Annotated in this window: 13 protein-coding genes and 1 tRNA gene; 7 read left to right on the top strand and 7 right to left on the bottom strand. The window is 70.0% G+C overall.

Features of this window, described 5'->3' with window-relative positions:
- Positions 1 to 45: 45 nt before the first annotated feature.
- Both AB0N22_RS11675 and AB0N22_RS11670 read right to left on the bottom strand, forming a co-directional pair.
- Positions 46 to 636: an HAD hydrolase-like protein gene (locus AB0N22_RS11675; RefSeq protein WP_364640001.1), complete on the bottom strand. Its 591-nt coding sequence runs from the start codon at positions 634 to 636 to the stop codon at positions 46 to 48.
- Between the two features lie 70 nt (positions 637 to 706).
- On the bottom strand, positions 707 to 838 hold the full coding sequence (locus AB0N22_RS11670; RefSeq protein WP_364639998.1) for a hypothetical protein: 132 nt from the start codon (positions 836 to 838) through the stop codon (positions 707 to 709).
- Positions 839 to 942: 104 nt separating this feature from the next.
- Here AB0N22_RS11670 and AB0N22_RS11665 point away from each other — a divergent pair, with 104 nt between their 5' ends.
- On the top strand, positions 943 to 1,860 hold the full coding sequence (locus AB0N22_RS11665) for a LysR family transcriptional regulator (RefSeq protein WP_364639995.1): 918 nt from the start codon (positions 943 to 945) through the stop codon (positions 1,858 to 1,860).
- 209 nt (positions 1,861 to 2,069) lie between these two features.
- A complete protein-coding gene (locus AB0N22_RS11660; RefSeq protein WP_364639992.1) occupies positions 2,070 to 4,961 on the top strand; it encodes an Ig-like domain-containing protein in 2,892 nt (963 codons plus the stop codon).
- Positions 4,962 to 5,080: 119 nt separating this feature from the next.
- On the opposite strand, the gene AB0N22_RS11655 is transcribed toward AB0N22_RS11660, so the two are convergent.
- Positions 5,081 to 7,666: a LuxR C-terminal-related transcriptional regulator gene (locus AB0N22_RS11655; protein ID WP_364639989.1), complete on the bottom strand. Its 2,586-nt coding sequence runs from the start codon at positions 7,664 to 7,666 to the stop codon at positions 5,081 to 5,083.
- A gap of 398 nt (positions 7,667 to 8,064) precedes the next feature.
- Between AB0N22_RS11655 and AB0N22_RS11650 the strand changes: the two genes are divergently transcribed.
- Both AB0N22_RS11650 and AB0N22_RS11645 read left to right on the top strand, forming a co-directional pair.
- Positions 8,065 to 8,745 (top strand): hypothetical protein, encoded by a 681-nt coding sequence (locus tag AB0N22_RS11650; RefSeq protein WP_364639986.1) that lies wholly within the window; start codon positions 8,065 to 8,067, stop codon positions 8,743 to 8,745.
- 134 nt (positions 8,746 to 8,879) lie between these two features.
- Positions 8,880 to 9,560 carry a hypothetical protein gene (locus AB0N22_RS11645; protein ID WP_364639984.1) on the top strand — a complete coding sequence of 227 codons (681 nt, stop codon included), beginning with the start codon at positions 8,880 to 8,882 and terminating at the stop codon, positions 9,558 to 9,560.
- A gap of 419 nt (positions 9,561 to 9,979) precedes the next feature.
- Here AB0N22_RS11645 and AB0N22_RS11640 read toward each other — a convergent pair.
- Positions 9,980 to 10,050 (bottom strand) — tRNA-Gly (locus AB0N22_RS11640).
- Positions 10,051 to 10,109: 59 nt separating this feature from the next.
- On the opposite strand from AB0N22_RS11640, the gene dcd reads away from it, so the two are divergent.
- A complete protein-coding gene (dcd, locus tag AB0N22_RS11635) occupies positions 10,110 to 10,685 on the top strand; it encodes a dCTP deaminase (RefSeq protein ID WP_364639981.1) in 576 nt (191 codons plus the stop codon).
- 52 nt (positions 10,686 to 10,737) lie between these two features.
- Here the strand turns inward: dcd and AB0N22_RS11630 are convergent, their stop codons facing one another.
- On the bottom strand, positions 10,738 to 11,319 hold the full coding sequence (locus tag AB0N22_RS11630; protein WP_364639978.1) for a hypothetical protein: 582 nt from the start codon (positions 11,317 to 11,319) through the stop codon (positions 10,738 to 10,740).
- A gap of 238 nt (positions 11,320 to 11,557) precedes the next feature.
- Between AB0N22_RS11630 and AB0N22_RS11625 the strand changes: the two genes are divergently transcribed.
- Together AB0N22_RS11625 and AB0N22_RS11620 are read left to right on the top strand one after the other, a co-directional pair.
- Entirely contained in the window at positions 11,558 to 12,466 is a 909-nt protein-coding gene (locus AB0N22_RS11625) for a pseudouridine-5'-phosphate glycosidase (protein WP_364639976.1), read from the top strand.
- Positions 12,463 to 13,287, top strand: a complete 825-nt coding sequence (locus AB0N22_RS11620) for a PfkB family carbohydrate kinase (RefSeq protein ID WP_364639973.1) — start codon at positions 12,463 to 12,465, stop codon at positions 13,285 to 13,287. Before AB0N22_RS11625 ends, AB0N22_RS11620 begins: the two co-directional genes overlap by 4 nt.
- On the opposite strand, the gene AB0N22_RS11615 is transcribed toward AB0N22_RS11620, so the two are convergent.
- Both AB0N22_RS11615 and AB0N22_RS11610 read right to left on the bottom strand, forming a co-directional pair.
- A complete protein-coding gene (locus AB0N22_RS11615) occupies positions 13,280 to 13,891 on the bottom strand; it encodes a hypothetical protein (RefSeq protein ID WP_364639970.1) in 612 nt (203 codons plus the stop codon). The two genes, AB0N22_RS11620 and AB0N22_RS11615, sit on opposite strands and share 8 nt — an antisense overlap.
- The gene (locus AB0N22_RS11610) at positions 13,888 to 15,231 is read right to left on the bottom strand and encodes an MFS transporter (RefSeq protein WP_364639967.1); all 1,344 of its coding nucleotides are present in this window, start codon (positions 15,229 to 15,231) and stop codon (positions 13,888 to 13,890) included. The genes AB0N22_RS11615 and AB0N22_RS11610 overlap by 4 nt, the downstream gene beginning before the upstream one ends.
- Positions 15,232 to 15,242: the final 11 nt, after the last annotated feature.

The following is a 15,242-nucleotide window of genomic DNA, read 5'->3' as shown; positions in this document are numbered from 1 at the left end:
AACGGCCAACCCCGGCCTGTTCGTCCTGTCACACGTCGCCGCAGGTCAGCGGCGGTCGAGCCAGGCCGGGAAGTCCTCGAGGCTGGACAGCACGGTCTCGGCGCCGGCTGCTCGCAGCTCCTCGGTGCTGCTCGGGCCGGTGGTGACCCCGACGCCGACGACGCCTGCCAGCTTCGCGGCGTCCATGTCGTGCACGTGGTCGCCGACGTACGTCGTGGCGCCCTGCTCGCGCAGGACGACGCCCTTGGCCTCTCGCCAGGTGCCGCCGAAGACCTCGCCGACCGGGAGGTCGAGCCGGTCGACGTGCAGCCGGGCGTTGGGTCCGTGCTTGGCCGTGATGAGGATCGTCCGGCCCCGCTGGTTGGCGGCCTCGACGGCTTCGCGCGCCCCGGGCATCGCGGCGACGAGGTCGAGGGCGATGGCCGGATAGAGCTCGCGATAGCGGTCGGCCCACCGCTTCACCTCGTCCTCGGGCAGCCAGTGCGCCAGCTCCCACTCGACCGGCGGGCCGAGCCGGGAGACCACGAGATCGGTGTCGATCGTGGCGCCGCTCTCGACGACGACCTGCTCGTACACCGCCTTGATGCCGGGACGCGAGTCGATCAAGGTCATGTCGAGGTCGAAGCCGGTGATCACGCCGTCGACCCTATCGACGCATGCACGACAAAGCCCCCGCGAGAGGCTCGCGGGGGCTTCGGGACCTGGATCAGCGCAGGTTGAGCGCGTGGGGGTAGGTGCGGGTGGGCACGCGACCCCGGCCGTCGGTGACGACGGCGTGGACAGTGCGGCCGACCCCGATCACGGTGATGGCAGCAAGGGAGATTCCGAGGACGATCATGGTGGCCTCCTTCAAGGCTGTGGTTGAGGTGCTGACTCAAGTATGCGAGTCGCAACTGTCAAGGACAAGCCAATAGATCTACACTGAACATGTAGGATTCCTACATGGATGTTTATCGCCTCACTCTCCTGCGGGAACTCGCCGAACGGGGCACCGTGGGGGCGGTCGCCGAAGCAATGCACGTCACACCGTCGGCGGTGTCCCAGCAGCTCAAGGTGCTGGAGAAGGAGGCCGGCTACACCCTCGTCGAGCCGGCCGGCCGCGGTGTCGCGCTGACGGTCGCCGGCCGCGCGCTGGCCCAGACGGCGACGGAGATCGCGGTCGCGATCGAACGCGCGGAGGGCCGGTGGCGGGAGTTCATGCAGCAACCGGCCGGTCAGGTCACGATGGTCACCTTCCCGACGGGCGGGGAGATGCTCCTGTCAGGAGTGCTGACGCGTCTCGCCGACGTCCCCGAGGTCGAGCTCATCTGCTCCGACGAGGACGGCGTCACGACGGACTTCGCCGACCTGACCCCGGACCACGACATCGTGATCGCGGACTCGCCGACGACCTCGGCGACGTGGCACGAAAGGGCGATCCAGGTCGTGCCGCTGATGAGCGAGCCGCTCGACGTGGCCCTGCCCGAGGGCCACCCCCTCGCCCGCAAGGCGAGCCTCTCGCCCAAGGACGTCGTGGGCGAGGACTGGATCGGCGTGCCCAACGACTATCCGTTCGACCGCGTGCTGAGCCAGGTCGTGGCAGCGACCGGTGAGCCCGTACGGATCTCCCAGCGCATCGCCGACAACGGCATCGTCGAGTCCCTCGTCGCCGGAGGGCACGGCATCGCGATCCTGCCGCGGTTCACGACGCGCGAGCACGGCAACGGGCTGGTGACCCGTCCGCTGGTCGGCATCCGGGCCAAGCGCGAGATCTCCGCCCTGCTGCGTCCCGACCGGTTCGAGCGGCCGTCCGTACGCCTCGTCGTCCAGGCACTGCGCGACGAGGCCCGCGCCGTCGCAGACGCCCACGAGGGAGTCTGACCCGATCGGGCTGGTCCGGACGGATCGACTGCCCACGGGAATTACGTAGTACTTACTGATTCGGTCTAGACGACAAGACGGAAGCCTTGAGGGGTCTATCGGTGCTGTTGAAGCACCTCACTCCCAAGGAGAACTCCGTGCGTCAACATCGTCGGGCCCTGACCCGAACCACTGCCACCCTTGCCTCGTCGGCAATGCTGGCTGCCGGCATGATTGCCATCGCCCCACAAGCGGCACAAGCCGCTCCGGGGTCCAAGACCTTCAGCATCGCTGACGGCAACATCCAGAACTGGAACGTTCCTGCGGACGTCCACTCCCTGAACGTCAAGGTCAACGGCGCCGCAGGCGGTGCCGGAGGGCTCGAGGGCGGCTCGGGCGGACGCGGTGCCAGCGGCACCGTCACCGTCCCGGTGACGCCCGGACAGCAGATCACGGTCTACCTCGGCGGGCGCGGCGGCGACGCCCACTCCGACAACCCCGGCATCGAGGGTGTCGGCGGCGGCTCGGGCGGCCCGGCCAAGGGCGGTGCCGGCGGCGAAGCAGCACCGCTCGGCGGCGCCGGCGGTGGCGGCGGCGGCGCGACCGAGGTGTTCGTCGGTGCGCCCAGCGACGCCAACCGTGCGATCGTCGCCGGTGGCGGCGGCGGTGGTGGCGGCAACAACGGCCCCAACTTCGCCGGCGGCAACGGTGGCGGCGCGGACCAGGACGGCCAGGACGGCACGCTCCCGGAGTCCGAAGGTGGACACCCCGGTGACGCTCCGACCCAGGCCGGCGGAGTCGGCGACAGCGCCAACGGCTTCCTCAGCGGCGGCGGCGCGGGCGGCGGCGGCGGTGGCTACCAGGGCGGCAGCCAGGGTGCGACCTTCCTGTCGTCGAGCGGTGCGGGCGGCGGCGGTGGCCGCAGCTACGTCAACCCGCAGCTCGGCGAGCTGCAGGGCACGTGGTCGAACACGGTCGAGGGCAACGGCTCCGTCGTGGTCACCTTCAACTCGCAGTACGCGACCGGCGTCACGATCGCCGATCCCGGCGTGGTCGTCACGGGCCAGATGAAGGGCTACAAGGTCTCGGTCGGCGCCACGGCGCCCGGCCAGCTGCCCACGGGCACGATCGAGCTGACGGCGGAGAACCTCGCCAACGGCATCGTCACGGCTCTCGGCACGAAGAACCTCGTGAACGGCACCACCACGATCTACTCGGACAAGCTGAAGGTCGGGAACTACACCCTTCACGCGAACTACACGCCCAACGGTGCGAGCGACTCGTTGCCGTCGAGCGCCAGCCTCGACTTCTCGGTCATCAAGGGCGACACGACGACGCTGATCGCCGGCCCGCTCGACCCGCCGAACTTCGGCGACGTCGTCGAGCTCGGTGTCTCGGTCTCGCCGGTCGACCCGGCTCAGGGCGTCCCGACGGGAACCGTCAAGTTCACCTCCAACGGCGTCGTGCTCGGTGCACCGGTGGTCCTGAACGGCAACGGCCAGGCGGTCCTGTCGACCAACAAGATCCCGGTCGGCACGCACGACATCATCGCGACGTACTCGGGTGACAAGGAGTTCAACGGCTCGGTCGACGAGACCAGCCTGGCCAACTTCACGGTCAACCAGGGCGACGTCTCGGTGGGTCTGTCCTCCGTCCACAACCCCGTGATCGCCGGCGAGAAGTCGAAGTTCGACGTCCAGGTGACCTCGAACAAGCCGAACGCCACGAAGCCGACCGGCACCGTGAAGTTCTTCATCGACCAGGAAGCCATCAGCGGCGACCTGCCGATCGACCACAACGGCAAGGCGCACTTCGAGATCGAGCTGCCCGTCACCAACCCGGACGCCCATCACCACGTGACGGCCGTCTACAGCGGTGACGGCAACTACCACACCGCGACCAGCAACTACGTCGACCAGATCGTCAACTTCGGGTCGGCCAAGGTCGCGCTGAGCAGCGATCTCAACCCGTCGCACGCCGGCAACGAGGTCACGTTCAGCATCGACGTGTCCGGAAACCTGCCGACGCAGCCGTACGAGCCCACGGGCCAGGTGCAGCTGTACGTCAACGGTTCGGCCTTCAACGGTCCGGTCGACATCGACGCTGACGGCAAGGCCCAGGTCACGACCGACGACCTGCCGGTCGGCGACAACCACGTGACGGCCCGCTACCTGGGCGACTCCAGGTACAAGGAGGCCGAGAGCGGCGAGCTGATCCAGGTCGTCCAGAAGCAGCTCGTGGCGGTGACCCTGCTGGCCAACGGCGAGAACCCGACGTCGGTCCAGTACGGGCAGAACCTGACCCTGTCGGCGCACGCGGCGACGGAGAAGGGTGACCTGGCCACCGGCTTCATCACCTTCTACGACAACGGTGTGCAGGTCGGAGCCCCGGTCCCGGTCGACGGCAACGGCAACGCGAGCCTGAGCTCGGACAAGGCGAGCAAGGGCGTGCACCAGTACAGCGCGGTGTACTCCGGTGACGGCAAGACCGAGGACGGCGTGTCCAACACCGTCCAGGTCACGGTCAAGAAGAACGTGATCTCGATCAAGCTCGTCACCAGCCACATTCCGGCGTACGAGGGTCAGACCATCCTGGTCCACGCCCGAGTGCACAACGCGCCCGGCAGCCTGGGCAAGATCGCCGGCACCGTCCAGTACTACTCGGACGACAAGAAGATCGGCGGACCGGTGCTCGTGGCCGGAACCTACTGGGGATCGCGCACGATCAAGAACGTGAAGGCCGGGACGCATCGCATCGTGGCTCGCTTCACGCCGAAGGCCGGGCAGTCGCCGTACGAGCCGACCGTCAGCACGGGCCTCATCCAGCGGGTGCTGAAGGGCAAGCCGAACGCCACGGTCAAGATGACCGTCAAGCGTACGGGTGTCGACACCGGAACGGTGAAGCTCTCGGTTCGCTCGAAGGCGACCGGCGCCGGCCTCAACGGCTGGGTCCGGGTGTACGTCGACGGCACGCCGGTCAAGCTGCTGAAGGTGACCAACGGCACGACCGCGACGTACCAGCTGACGGGTCTGCCCGACCGGTCGGTGTTCGTCGGGGCGAACTACCTCGGTAGCGGCAAGTACAGGCAGGCGACCTACACGGCGTCGTTGCCCAAGTACTAGCCACACGGCTCGGGCGCGCGGCCCGGTCACCGGTTCTCCGGTGGTCGGGCCGCGTGCTGTGTGATGGGCGCGGCGCCGCTCGACAGGCATCGCCCGGGGTGGGCGAGCAGCGGGTCGGCTCAGGCGGAGTGCTGCCGCAGGGCGGCGGACACCTGGCTCCGGCGGTTGACGCCGAGCTTGGCGTAGACACGGGCGAGGTGGGTCTCCACCGTGCGCCGGGACAGGTGCAGGCGGTCGGCGATCTCAGGGCTGCTGAGGCCGGCGGCCACGAGCCCGGCGATCTCCGCCTCGCGCCGAGACAGGCCCGTCTGGGCGCTGGCGCGCCGGGGCAGCCAGCGGCCGAAGCGAGCCAGCTGGGCCACCGAGGCGTCCAGCAGCTCGCGGTCCGCCTCGACGATCCCGACGACGTGATGGACCAGGGCTGGGGCGACAGGCGCGTCCACGAGGGCGAGGAGCTCTCGGGCTCGGTCGGCGGCGCCGCAGTCCCGCGCCGTCTGGGCATCGCTGGTCGCGATGAGGTCGATCGCCGCCAGCTCGGTCAGGAAGTGGCCGCGCAGCTGCGCCCACAGCGCGGTCGCCGAAGCGCGGGAGACCGCGTCCGAGTCGCCGATGCCGGCCAGGGTGGCGATGACCTGGACGCGGAGATCGCCCTCGAAGGCGCGGCTCGCGCGCAAGGGCGTCCGGTCGACCAGGCGGCACAGCTGGAGGGCCCGGTCCGTGTCGCCGACCATCATCGCGCAGTGGGCCTCGCTGGCGAAGGCCCAGGCGGAGAACCCACTCGGATCACGCTGCTCGAACATCTTGTGGGCCGTGCGGAAGCGGGCGTCGGCCTCGTGCCAACGCCCCTCGGCGGCGAGGAGCCGAGCCTCGCCGGCGTGCACCAGAGCCGAGTCCAGACGACTCACGCCGCCGGCGCGGCGCGGGTCGACACCGCGTCGCCTGGCTTCCTCGATGCGACCGGCGACCATCAGCGCAAGGAAGGTCGTCAGGCGGATCTCCGTCCCGATCCGCGGAAGGGTCGCGTCGAAGGAGGTGGCGGCCGCCGCGCAGCCGTCGGAGAGCGCCAGGGCCTCGGCCGTACGACCGCGCCACGTCAGCGCCAGCACCGCCGGAGCGACCCCTTGGAGCGGCCAGCCGGAGACGTGCGAGCTCTTGGCGCTGAGCTCGCGACCGAGGGCGGCGGCCGGCCGGAAGTCCCCGGACCAGGCGTGCCGAGAGATCCGCGACATGCGATAGCGCAGGACGTGATCCATGGCCCCGCCGCGCTCGGTCACCTGGGTGTAGGCGTCGTCCATCAGCTCGATCGCCACCACGGGCTTGTCGAGGCTGTACTGGTAGATGTCGGCGCGCAGCTCGTGCAGGTCCAGGAAGAGGTCGACGTCGACATCGGCCCCGTCCACCCGGGTCTCCTCGTGCAGCGCGATCGCCTGCTCGACGTCCTGCAGTGCCGGCGTGGGCTGGTCGCGGAAACGCAGCTCACGGGCACGGATCGCCAAGGCCTCGATGCGGTCCGCGGGGTCGGTCGCGCGGTCGAGGGCGGCCGTGGCGAGCGCGATCGCGAGCTCGTAGCGTCCGAGGGTGGCAGCAGCCCGTGCCGCCCGTACGAGGTCGGGGACCTGGGCCTCCACACCGCACTCGAGGGTCCACTCGGCCCACCGCACGAGCCCGCTCGACGTCTGGGGTGGTGCCGAGACGCCGTAGACCCTGTGGAGCAGGAGATGACTCCTGCTCGGGGTCGTGGCCAGTCTCAGGCACTCGGCGTACAGCGGATAGACGAGCCGGAGCGAGGGCACGGTGTGCCGACCCGCCGTTCGGCTCTCGGTGACGCGGACGATGCCGCGGCCGACCAGGTCGTCCAGGACGGCGTCGTCGAGGTGGGATCGGGCGATCCCCAACGGGATTGGTTCGGCGAGCGCCACCAGCTCGAGCGCCGCCCGGTGGTCTGCGGGCAGCCGCATGACCTCGGCCGTCAGCAGGTCCATGACCCTGGTGTCCGGTGCGAGACCGCCCTCGAGGACCCAGGTGCCGCGCCGATCGACGACCTTGCCCTGGGCCAGGCTGGCCCGCACGATCTCCCGCACGAGCATCGCGTTGCCGCCAGTGACGCGCATGACCTCGCGGAGCACGGCGCCGTCGACGGGCGCGCCGAGGGCCGCCCACAGGAGGGACTCGACCTCGGAGTCGGTGAGCTCCGGGACGTCGACCCGCGCGAGCAGCTCGTCGCGCCAAAGGGCGGCCAACGTGGGGGACATCGGCGGGCTCTGTCGGGCGGTGCAGAGCAGCGAGACCCCGCCGCGTCGGCACAGGCCGGCCAGGAGATCCTGCGTCTCGGGGTCGACGAGGTGGAGGTCCTCGACCTGGATGTGGACGCGACGGCCTTCGGCCTGCCCGAGCAGGAGGTCGTGAGCTCGCCTGAGCAGGTCCCCCGGCGCCAGCTGAGCCGCGTCGGGTATCCAGGTGAGCAACGGCTCGGCTGCCGACAGCCTCAGATCCCGCTCGACATGGCTGCCGGCGACCGTGAACCAGAGGATCTCGCCGCGACCGTCCTCGTCGAGGGCGGCACGCACGTCGCGCGCGAGATGGGTCTTCCCGACGCCGAGCCCGCCGACCAGGAGGGCGCCGCGGCCATCACGAAATCCCCTGAGCGCGAAGGATGTGTGCTCGCGCGGCAGGGACGGCCACGATGTCGAGTGCTGCGTCGACAACTCTGCTCCAGCTTCAGGTGGATCCGCCGGCCTCCCACACCCGGTCGGTCTCCCGCCCCGGTGGCTCCCAGGTCATGCCGGTGGCTCCACGGTCCACCCTCGTAGCGATGGCAGGAGTCGAACCCACGTGCGTCCGACTGGTCGGACACCGCCCCCGATCGGGCGCATCGTCGCCGTCTCGGTGCTGCACGGCAGCACCAGACAATCATGCCGGAAAGGGCGGGTGGGGCGTTTTGGGCAAATTCCAGACGATCTCTCGCATACGGACCGGTGACGGCGCAGAGACCGTGGTGCAGCGCAGGTGGTGAGTCCCGAGATTCCGGGGACACGACCGCGATCTGGCCGCTAGCGTCATCGTGTCTCCCATCTTGGGGAGTCCTCACGATGGAAGGAACACCATGCGTCACACCACCCGCATCCTCGCCGCCGGAGCCGTAGCGGCCACCGTGCTGCTGGCCTCGGCCGGGACCGCGACGGCCGGCAGCGACTCGATCGACGACAAGCGTTACGACACCCTCGTGACGACGGACCTCGGCAACACCGGCGGCACCCTCGCCTCGAAGGGCACGTACGCCCAGCGAGTTGCTGGTGGCAAGCTCGACATCGACAAGATGACCGTGAACCACGGCAAGGAGTTCGTGTCCGTGCGCGTCACCTTCCACCACCTGCACGAGAACGCGTACGTCGGAGGGTCCGTCAAGGTCAACGGCGGAACCGCCGAGGACTTCTACTTCTACGGGGCGCCGTACCTCGGTGGCATCCAGGCCGAGTCGGGACCGTCCGGGCTGGAGAGCGGCACCGGCTGCTCCTCCACGACGGACACCAAGAAGATCCAGGGGTCGAGCAAGATCGGCAAGGGTGGGTTCATCCAGCTCTACATCCCTCGCTCGTGCTTCGACAACCCGAAGTACGTGAAGGTGGGCGCCTCGTCGATCCACTACCCGAACGTCTTGCTCGCCACGAACAAGAAGAAGCTCTCGAGCATCGCAAAGATGGCCGACGAGGAGCACTACTACGACCCGGTCAATTCGGCGTACTTCGGGGCGCTCGAGTACACGAGCTGGCTCGCTCGCGGCTGACGCCGGCGGCCGCGCGCAGCGAACCCTGCGCGCGGCCTGCGTGCGTCCCGGCGTTTCGGGGACACGGGCACGATTCGGTCGCTAGCGTCATCGTGTCTCCCATCTTCGGGGAGCCCCACGATGGAAGGAACACCATGCGTCACACCACCCGCATCCTTGCTGCCGGAGCGGCCGCGGCCACCGTGCTGCTGGCCTCGGCCGGCACGGCGATGGCCGGCAGCGACTCGATCGACGACAAGCGCTACGACACTCTCGTCACCACGAAGTCGAGCTACTCCGGCGGAACCCTGGCATCGAAGGGCACCTATGCCCAGCGGGTCGACGGCGGCAAGCTCGACGTGGACAAGATGACGGTCAATCACGGGAGCGCGTTCATCTCCATCCGTCTGAGCTTCCACAACCTCGACCCGCACGCGGCTGTGGTGGGGAGCGTCAAGGTCAACGGGGGCACCGCTGAGGACTTCGCGTTCTACGTGGAGCCGAACGGTTCTGGTGGCATCGGCGGCGAGTCGTACGACTCCGAGGACAATGCGGGAACCGTCTGCTGGAGCGGCGCTCCGACGAACAAGCTTCAGGGCACGAGCAAGCTCGGCAAGGGCGGCTTCATCCAGCTCTACGTCCCGCGCGCCTGCTTCGACAACCCCAAGTACGTGAAGGTGGGCGCGTCGTCGACCTACCGCGAGTTCGTCCCGGACCTCCCGGACACGCAGAAGTCGGCCGAGTCGAACCTCGTTGCCCAGGAGCGCTTCTACGACCCGGTCAACTCGGCCTACTTCGGTGCGCCTGAGTACACCAGCTGGCTGGCCCGCGGCTGACGACGCGGACTCTTGGAGTCCGATCGGACGTCGACGAGGGCGAGCGCGGGAGTCGACCAATCCGCGCAGCCGCCGGCTCCGAACGACTCACGCATTCGTATGTTCACGGGTGCACGCTGACCGTCCTCGCGCCAGAACGCAAGGGCGGTCAGCCCCAGCCCAGGCCATGGCTCTCCCTCGAGGCCTTCCGCGTCCCAGCCGATGACGGGATCCCTCTGCGCGGAGCCGATGACGGGATCCCTTTGAGGGAGCGGCCCGGGGGCGGCTTCGCCGCGGGGGTGCCGCTCGACGGAGGGGCCCACTCGATTCCGATGACGGGATCCCTTTGAGGGAGCGGCTCGGGGGCGGCTTCGCCGCGGGGGAGCCGCTCGACGGAGGGGCCCACTCGATTCCCGCCCGCGTCTCCTCGCTGCGCTCGGAGCCGATGACGGGAATCGAACCCGCATATCTTGCTTGGGAAGCAAGCGCTCTACCACTGAGCTACATCGGCGCGGTCGCCGAAGCGATCCGAGGACAGCCTACCGAAGCCCCATGCGTTAGTTTCGACTCGTGCTCCTCTCCGACCGCGACATCCTCGCCGAGATCGACGCCGGACGCGTGGCGCTCGACCCGTTCGACCGCGAGATGATCCAGCCCTCCAGCATCGACGTGCGGCTCGACAAGTTCTTCCGGGTCTTCGACAACCACAAGTACCCGCACATCGACCCCGCCGCAGACCAGTCCGACCTCACCCGTGAGGTCGAGGTCGGTGACGACGAGGCGTTCATCCTGCACCCCGGCGAGTTCGTGCTCGGCTCGACGTACGAGCTGGTCACCCTGCCCGACGACATTGCGGCGCGACTCGAGGGCAAGTCGTCGCTCGGTCGCCTCGGCCTCATGACGCACTCGACGGCCGGGTTCATCGATCCCGGGTTCTCCGGGCACGTGACCCTCGAGCTCGCCAACGTCGCGACGCTGCCGATCAAGCTCTACCCCGGCATGAAGATCGGGCAGGTCTGCTACTTCAGGCTGACGTCGCCGGCCGAGAACCCGTACGGCTCGGCGAAGTACGGCTCGCGCTATCAAGGGCAGCGCGGACCCACGGCGTCGCGCTCGCACGCCAACTTCCATCGCACCCAGATCTGACGCACGCCAAGGCCCCGCACCGAATCGGTGCGGGGCCTTTCGTTCGTACGGATCAGGCGTCGTCGCGCTTGCGGGTGCGGAGCGCAAGAGCGGCTCCGGTCGCGGTGACGAGGGCTCCGCCGGCCAGCAGCCAGGCGAGCTCGAGGCCGCCGTCAGACTGCTCGGAGGCAAGACCCGCGTCAACCCGGGTGGGGACCGGCGTGGTGTCGCCGGGCTGGACCGTGCTGACCTTCTCCTTCGGGGTGGTGTCGTCGGTGCTGTCGTCGCCACCGCCGCCGTTGCCACCCTCGTTGGGTCCGTCCTTGTCATCGGTGCCGCAGTCGCCGTGCGTCGGGCAGGGCTCCGGGTTGGTGATGACGTCCGGGCCGTCGGGCTGCGTCGGCTTCGGCTTCGGGGCGACCTTGTCCTTGGGCTCGACCGGGGGCTTCGGCTTGGGCGCGACCTTGTCCTTGGGCTCGATCGGGGGCTTCGGCTTCGGGATGGCGATCTTGTCGACCGGCGGCTCGGGATCGGTGTTCGGCTGGACGATGATGTTGACCGGGCCGTCGGTGGCCATGGCGCTGGTGGGCACCATCGTCAGGGCGGCGGTGGCCAGCGGGGCGGCGATGATCAGGTTGCGGATCGTGCTGTTCATGTCGTTCTCCTGTAGGTGTGATGCTGCTGTTGGAAGTCGGTGTCTCGCGCTTGCTCAGAAGTAGGAGCATCGGGGCCAACAGGTCTTGCAACTTTTTCCGAGAATCTTTTTCGGCCCCTTTCTGAGCGGTGACTGGGTCGCCCTACACGTGCTCGGATGGGCGACCAGCTCACCGCCCCCGGCCGGGATGGCCGAGCAAGTCACCGCTCGCGCACCCGGGGCTGGCTAGGCTGACGCGGTGAGCCTTCCCCTGAGCGTCTCGCCCGCCGTCGCTGCTGCACTCGAGTCGGGTACGCCCGTCGTCGCGCTCGAGTCGACGATCATCTCCCACGGCCTCCCCCGCCCGGACAATCTCGGGGCCGCCCGCGAGTTCGAGTCGATCGTGACCGGCATGGACGTCGTCCCGGCGACGATCGCGGTGCTCGACGGTCAGCTGAAGGCCGGGCTCACCGACGACGAGCTCGTGCGCATCGCCGGTGAGGACGTCCCCAAGCTCAGCGTCCGTGACCTGCCGATCGCGCTGGCCCGCGGCGGCAGCGGCGCGACGACGGTGGCCGCCACCTCCTACATCGCGAACCTCGCCGGCATCCGCGTCTTCGCGACGGGCGGTCTCGGCGGGGTGCACCGCGGCGCCGCGGAGACGTTCGACGAGTCCGCCGACCTGAAGGTCCTGTCGGAGGTGCCGATCACGGTCGTCTCGGCCGGCGTGAAGTCGATCCTCGACATCCCGGCGACGCTCGAACGGCTGGAGTCGCTGGGGGTGATCGTGCTGGGGTTCGGCACGGACCGGTTCCCCAGCTTCTGGCTCACCGACTCCGGGTTCGCCCTCGACTGGTCGGTGCCCGACGCCGCGGCGGTCGCCGACGTCATGGCCTCTCGCGACCAGCTCGGTCAGCCGGCCGCGATCCTGGTCGCCAACCCGCTCCCCGTCGGCGAGCAGCTCGACCCGGAGGTGCACGACAGGGCTCTGGCCGACGCGCTCCGCATGGCCGACGAGCAGGGCCTGAGCGGCAAGGAGGTCACGCCGTTCCTGCTGCAGACCATCGTCGGGCTGACCGGAGGCGAGAGCCTGGCGGTGAACCTCAAGATCGCCGAGAACAACATCCGCGTCGCGGGGCAGATCGCCCGGTCCTGGACCTCCCGATGATCCTCGTCGTCGGTGACGTCGTCGACGACATCGGCGTGCGTCCGCTGGGCACCGTCAACCCCGCCAGCGACACGGTCTCGGAGATCCGCATGACGGCGGGCGGATCTGCTGCCAACGTCGCGGCGTGGCTCGGGCACCTCGGGTCCCCCGTACGCTTCATCGGTCGTTGCGGCGCCGACGGCGTCGAGCGCCACGTCGCGGCCCTCGAGGCGTACGGCGTGGATGCGCGCATCACCGGCGACCCCGACCTGCCGACCGCGACGATCGTGCTGACCCTCGACGATGCCGCCGACCGCACGATGTACGTCGACCGGGCGGCCAACACGACGCTCACGGCGGTCGACATCCCGCACGACGCGTGGGACGACGTGACGTGGCTGCACCTGACCGGCTACTCGTTCTTCGACGACGGCGTGCGCCCGGTCGTGCAGTCGCTCGTCGACGAGGCGAGACGTCGTGACGTCGGCGTCAGCATCGACCCGAGCTCGCTCGGATTCCTCGAGGCGGCCGGCCGGGACACCGTGCTGGGCTGGCTCGCCGCTGCCGACCTGGTGTTCCCCAACGACAATGAGCAGGGCTTCCTCGGCCTCGACGGTGACCAGGTCGTGCTGACCAGGGGTGCCGACGGGGCGTCGTTCCGCGGCCAGACCGTGGCAGCAGCACCTGCCGACGTCGTCGACACCACGGGCGCCGGCGACGCCTTCTGCGCCGGTTTCCTCAGCGCATGGGCGACGCACCACGCGATCGAGCCTGCTCTCGTCGCAGGCGCGCGTGCCGCCGCGTCGTGCGTCGCGACACGAGGCGCGCGCCCGGTCAGATGAGGTCGCGGATGCGGGCCTCGAGCGAGTCCTTGACGGCCTCGGTCACGGCGACCTCGACCTGACGCTCCAGCGCCTGCTGGTCGTCGACGTCGGCCAGCAGCGCGCGGAGGTCGAGGTCGTCGATCGCGCGGATCATGACGTCATCGGTCTTGAGAGCCGCATCGATGGCCGACGCCGGCAGCGCGCGGATCAAGGACTCGAGGAGCCCGTTGAGGTCCGCCGACTCGAGTGCCTCGTCGACCAGCTCGGAGGCCGGGGGCAGGGAACCGTCGGCCTTCATGCGGGCGACCGCAGAGGTCAAGCCGTCGCGCAGGGCGTCGACCTGGGCATCCGTGGGCCCGTCGGACTGGGCCAGCTCCAGCGTGAGCTCCTCGCGGCTGACCTCGAGGCGGCAGGCCGCCCCGTCCAGACCGAGCAGGACCAAGCGCTCGGTGAGGCCGTCGATGCCCTCGGCGCGGGAGGTGACCTGCCGCTCCTGGCACGGGTCAGCCGGCCGGAGCGGCTCGTAGGTCCCGCCGCCGTTGGCGAGCTGCACACCGACCACGCCGCAGACGAGGACGACGGCGGCGACCGGCATCGCCGCCCAACGGCGTACGGCGGTCACGTGGTCCTCCGTCGGCGCACCGGGATCGTCGTGAGCAGGGCGAGCGCCGCCAGACCGGCGCCGATGAGGAACGAGTCGCGGAAGGCGCGGGTGGCGGCCCGCTCGACCTGTCCGTTGAGGTCGCGCTCGAGCCGGTCGGCAGCCGCCCGGTCCTCGGCGGGCAGGTCCAGCGTGCCGAAGGCCCGGTGCAGGTCGGGGACCTGGTCCTGCTGCCCCGACAGCACGTCGCCGAGTGCCCCGGCGACGGCGATCTTGTCGTCGGGGCGCAACGGCGCGTCGAGCACGAGGGAGGTGATCGCCTGCTGGGCCGGGACCTGCGCGTCTCGCAGGTCCGCCGTGAACACCGGTGTGAGGATCGCGAGACCCACGACCACGCCGACGTGCCGGGCACCGATCGTCCAGCCGGCGTGATGGGCGCGCGGCAGCCGCAGGTCCATGGCGCGCGTCGTGAGCCGGTCGACCGTCAACCCGAGCCCGAGGCCGACCAGGGCCTGCGGTGCGACGGTCCAGGCGAGCGAGGCCGACGGCGGGACGGCGAGGGCCAGCAGCCCGCCGGCGACGAGGAAGCAGCCGACGCCGATCTCGACGGCATCCGGAGGCCTGAACAGGCGGGCGAGCGGCCGGGCGGCGAGGGCCGCCAGAGGCACGACCGACACGGCCGCGGCCGCGGTCGCCGGCGACCGGCCCCAGCCTTGGACCAGCAGCAGCACCAGCAGGAACAGTGCCGCGGTGAGGGCGGCGGACATCAGGGCGAGGGTGATGTTCGCGCGCACGGCCGGCCGGTGCCGGTCCGTCTCCGGTGTCGGTGCGGCCCGTACGGCGAGGGCTGCGGGCACGGCCAGCAACGCGAACGGCACCTGCACGACGAAGATGGCCTGCCAGGAGATCGCTTGCGTCAGCAGACCGCCGACGACCGGGCCGACGGCCGTGCCCACCACGCCGGCGGTGACCCAGGACGTGACCCCGCGGCGCTCGCCCTGCTCGGCGACCAGCTGCTCGAGGCAGCCGACCAGCGCCAACGCGCCGCCGACGGCCTGCACGCAGCGAGCCACGATCAGCACCTCGATCGAGTCCGCGACGGCGCACATCGCCGAGGCGCCCGCGAACACTGCGATGCCTGCGGCGCTGAAGATCCGAGGCTGGGCACGGGAGAAGCCCATCGCCGCCGGCACGGCCGCGAGGCCCAGCACGAGGTTGTACGCGATCAGCACCCAAGCGACCTGGCCGACGGACGCGTCGAGGTGCAGGAGGATGTCGGGCAGGGCGAGCGTGACGATCGCGGAGTCCGCGAGCACCATCGCCACGGTGACGATGAGCAAGGGGGCTGCGAAGCGGCGCACGACCCCATCGT

This window comes from Aeromicrobium sp. NPDC092404, assembly GCF_040684095.1.
In the GTDB taxonomy this organism is placed as follows: domain Bacteria; phylum Actinomycetota; class Actinomycetes; order Propionibacteriales; family Nocardioidaceae; genus Aeromicrobium.
Note: the sequence above shows the minus strand (reverse complement) of the source record. Positions and strands in the feature narration are given on the sequence as shown.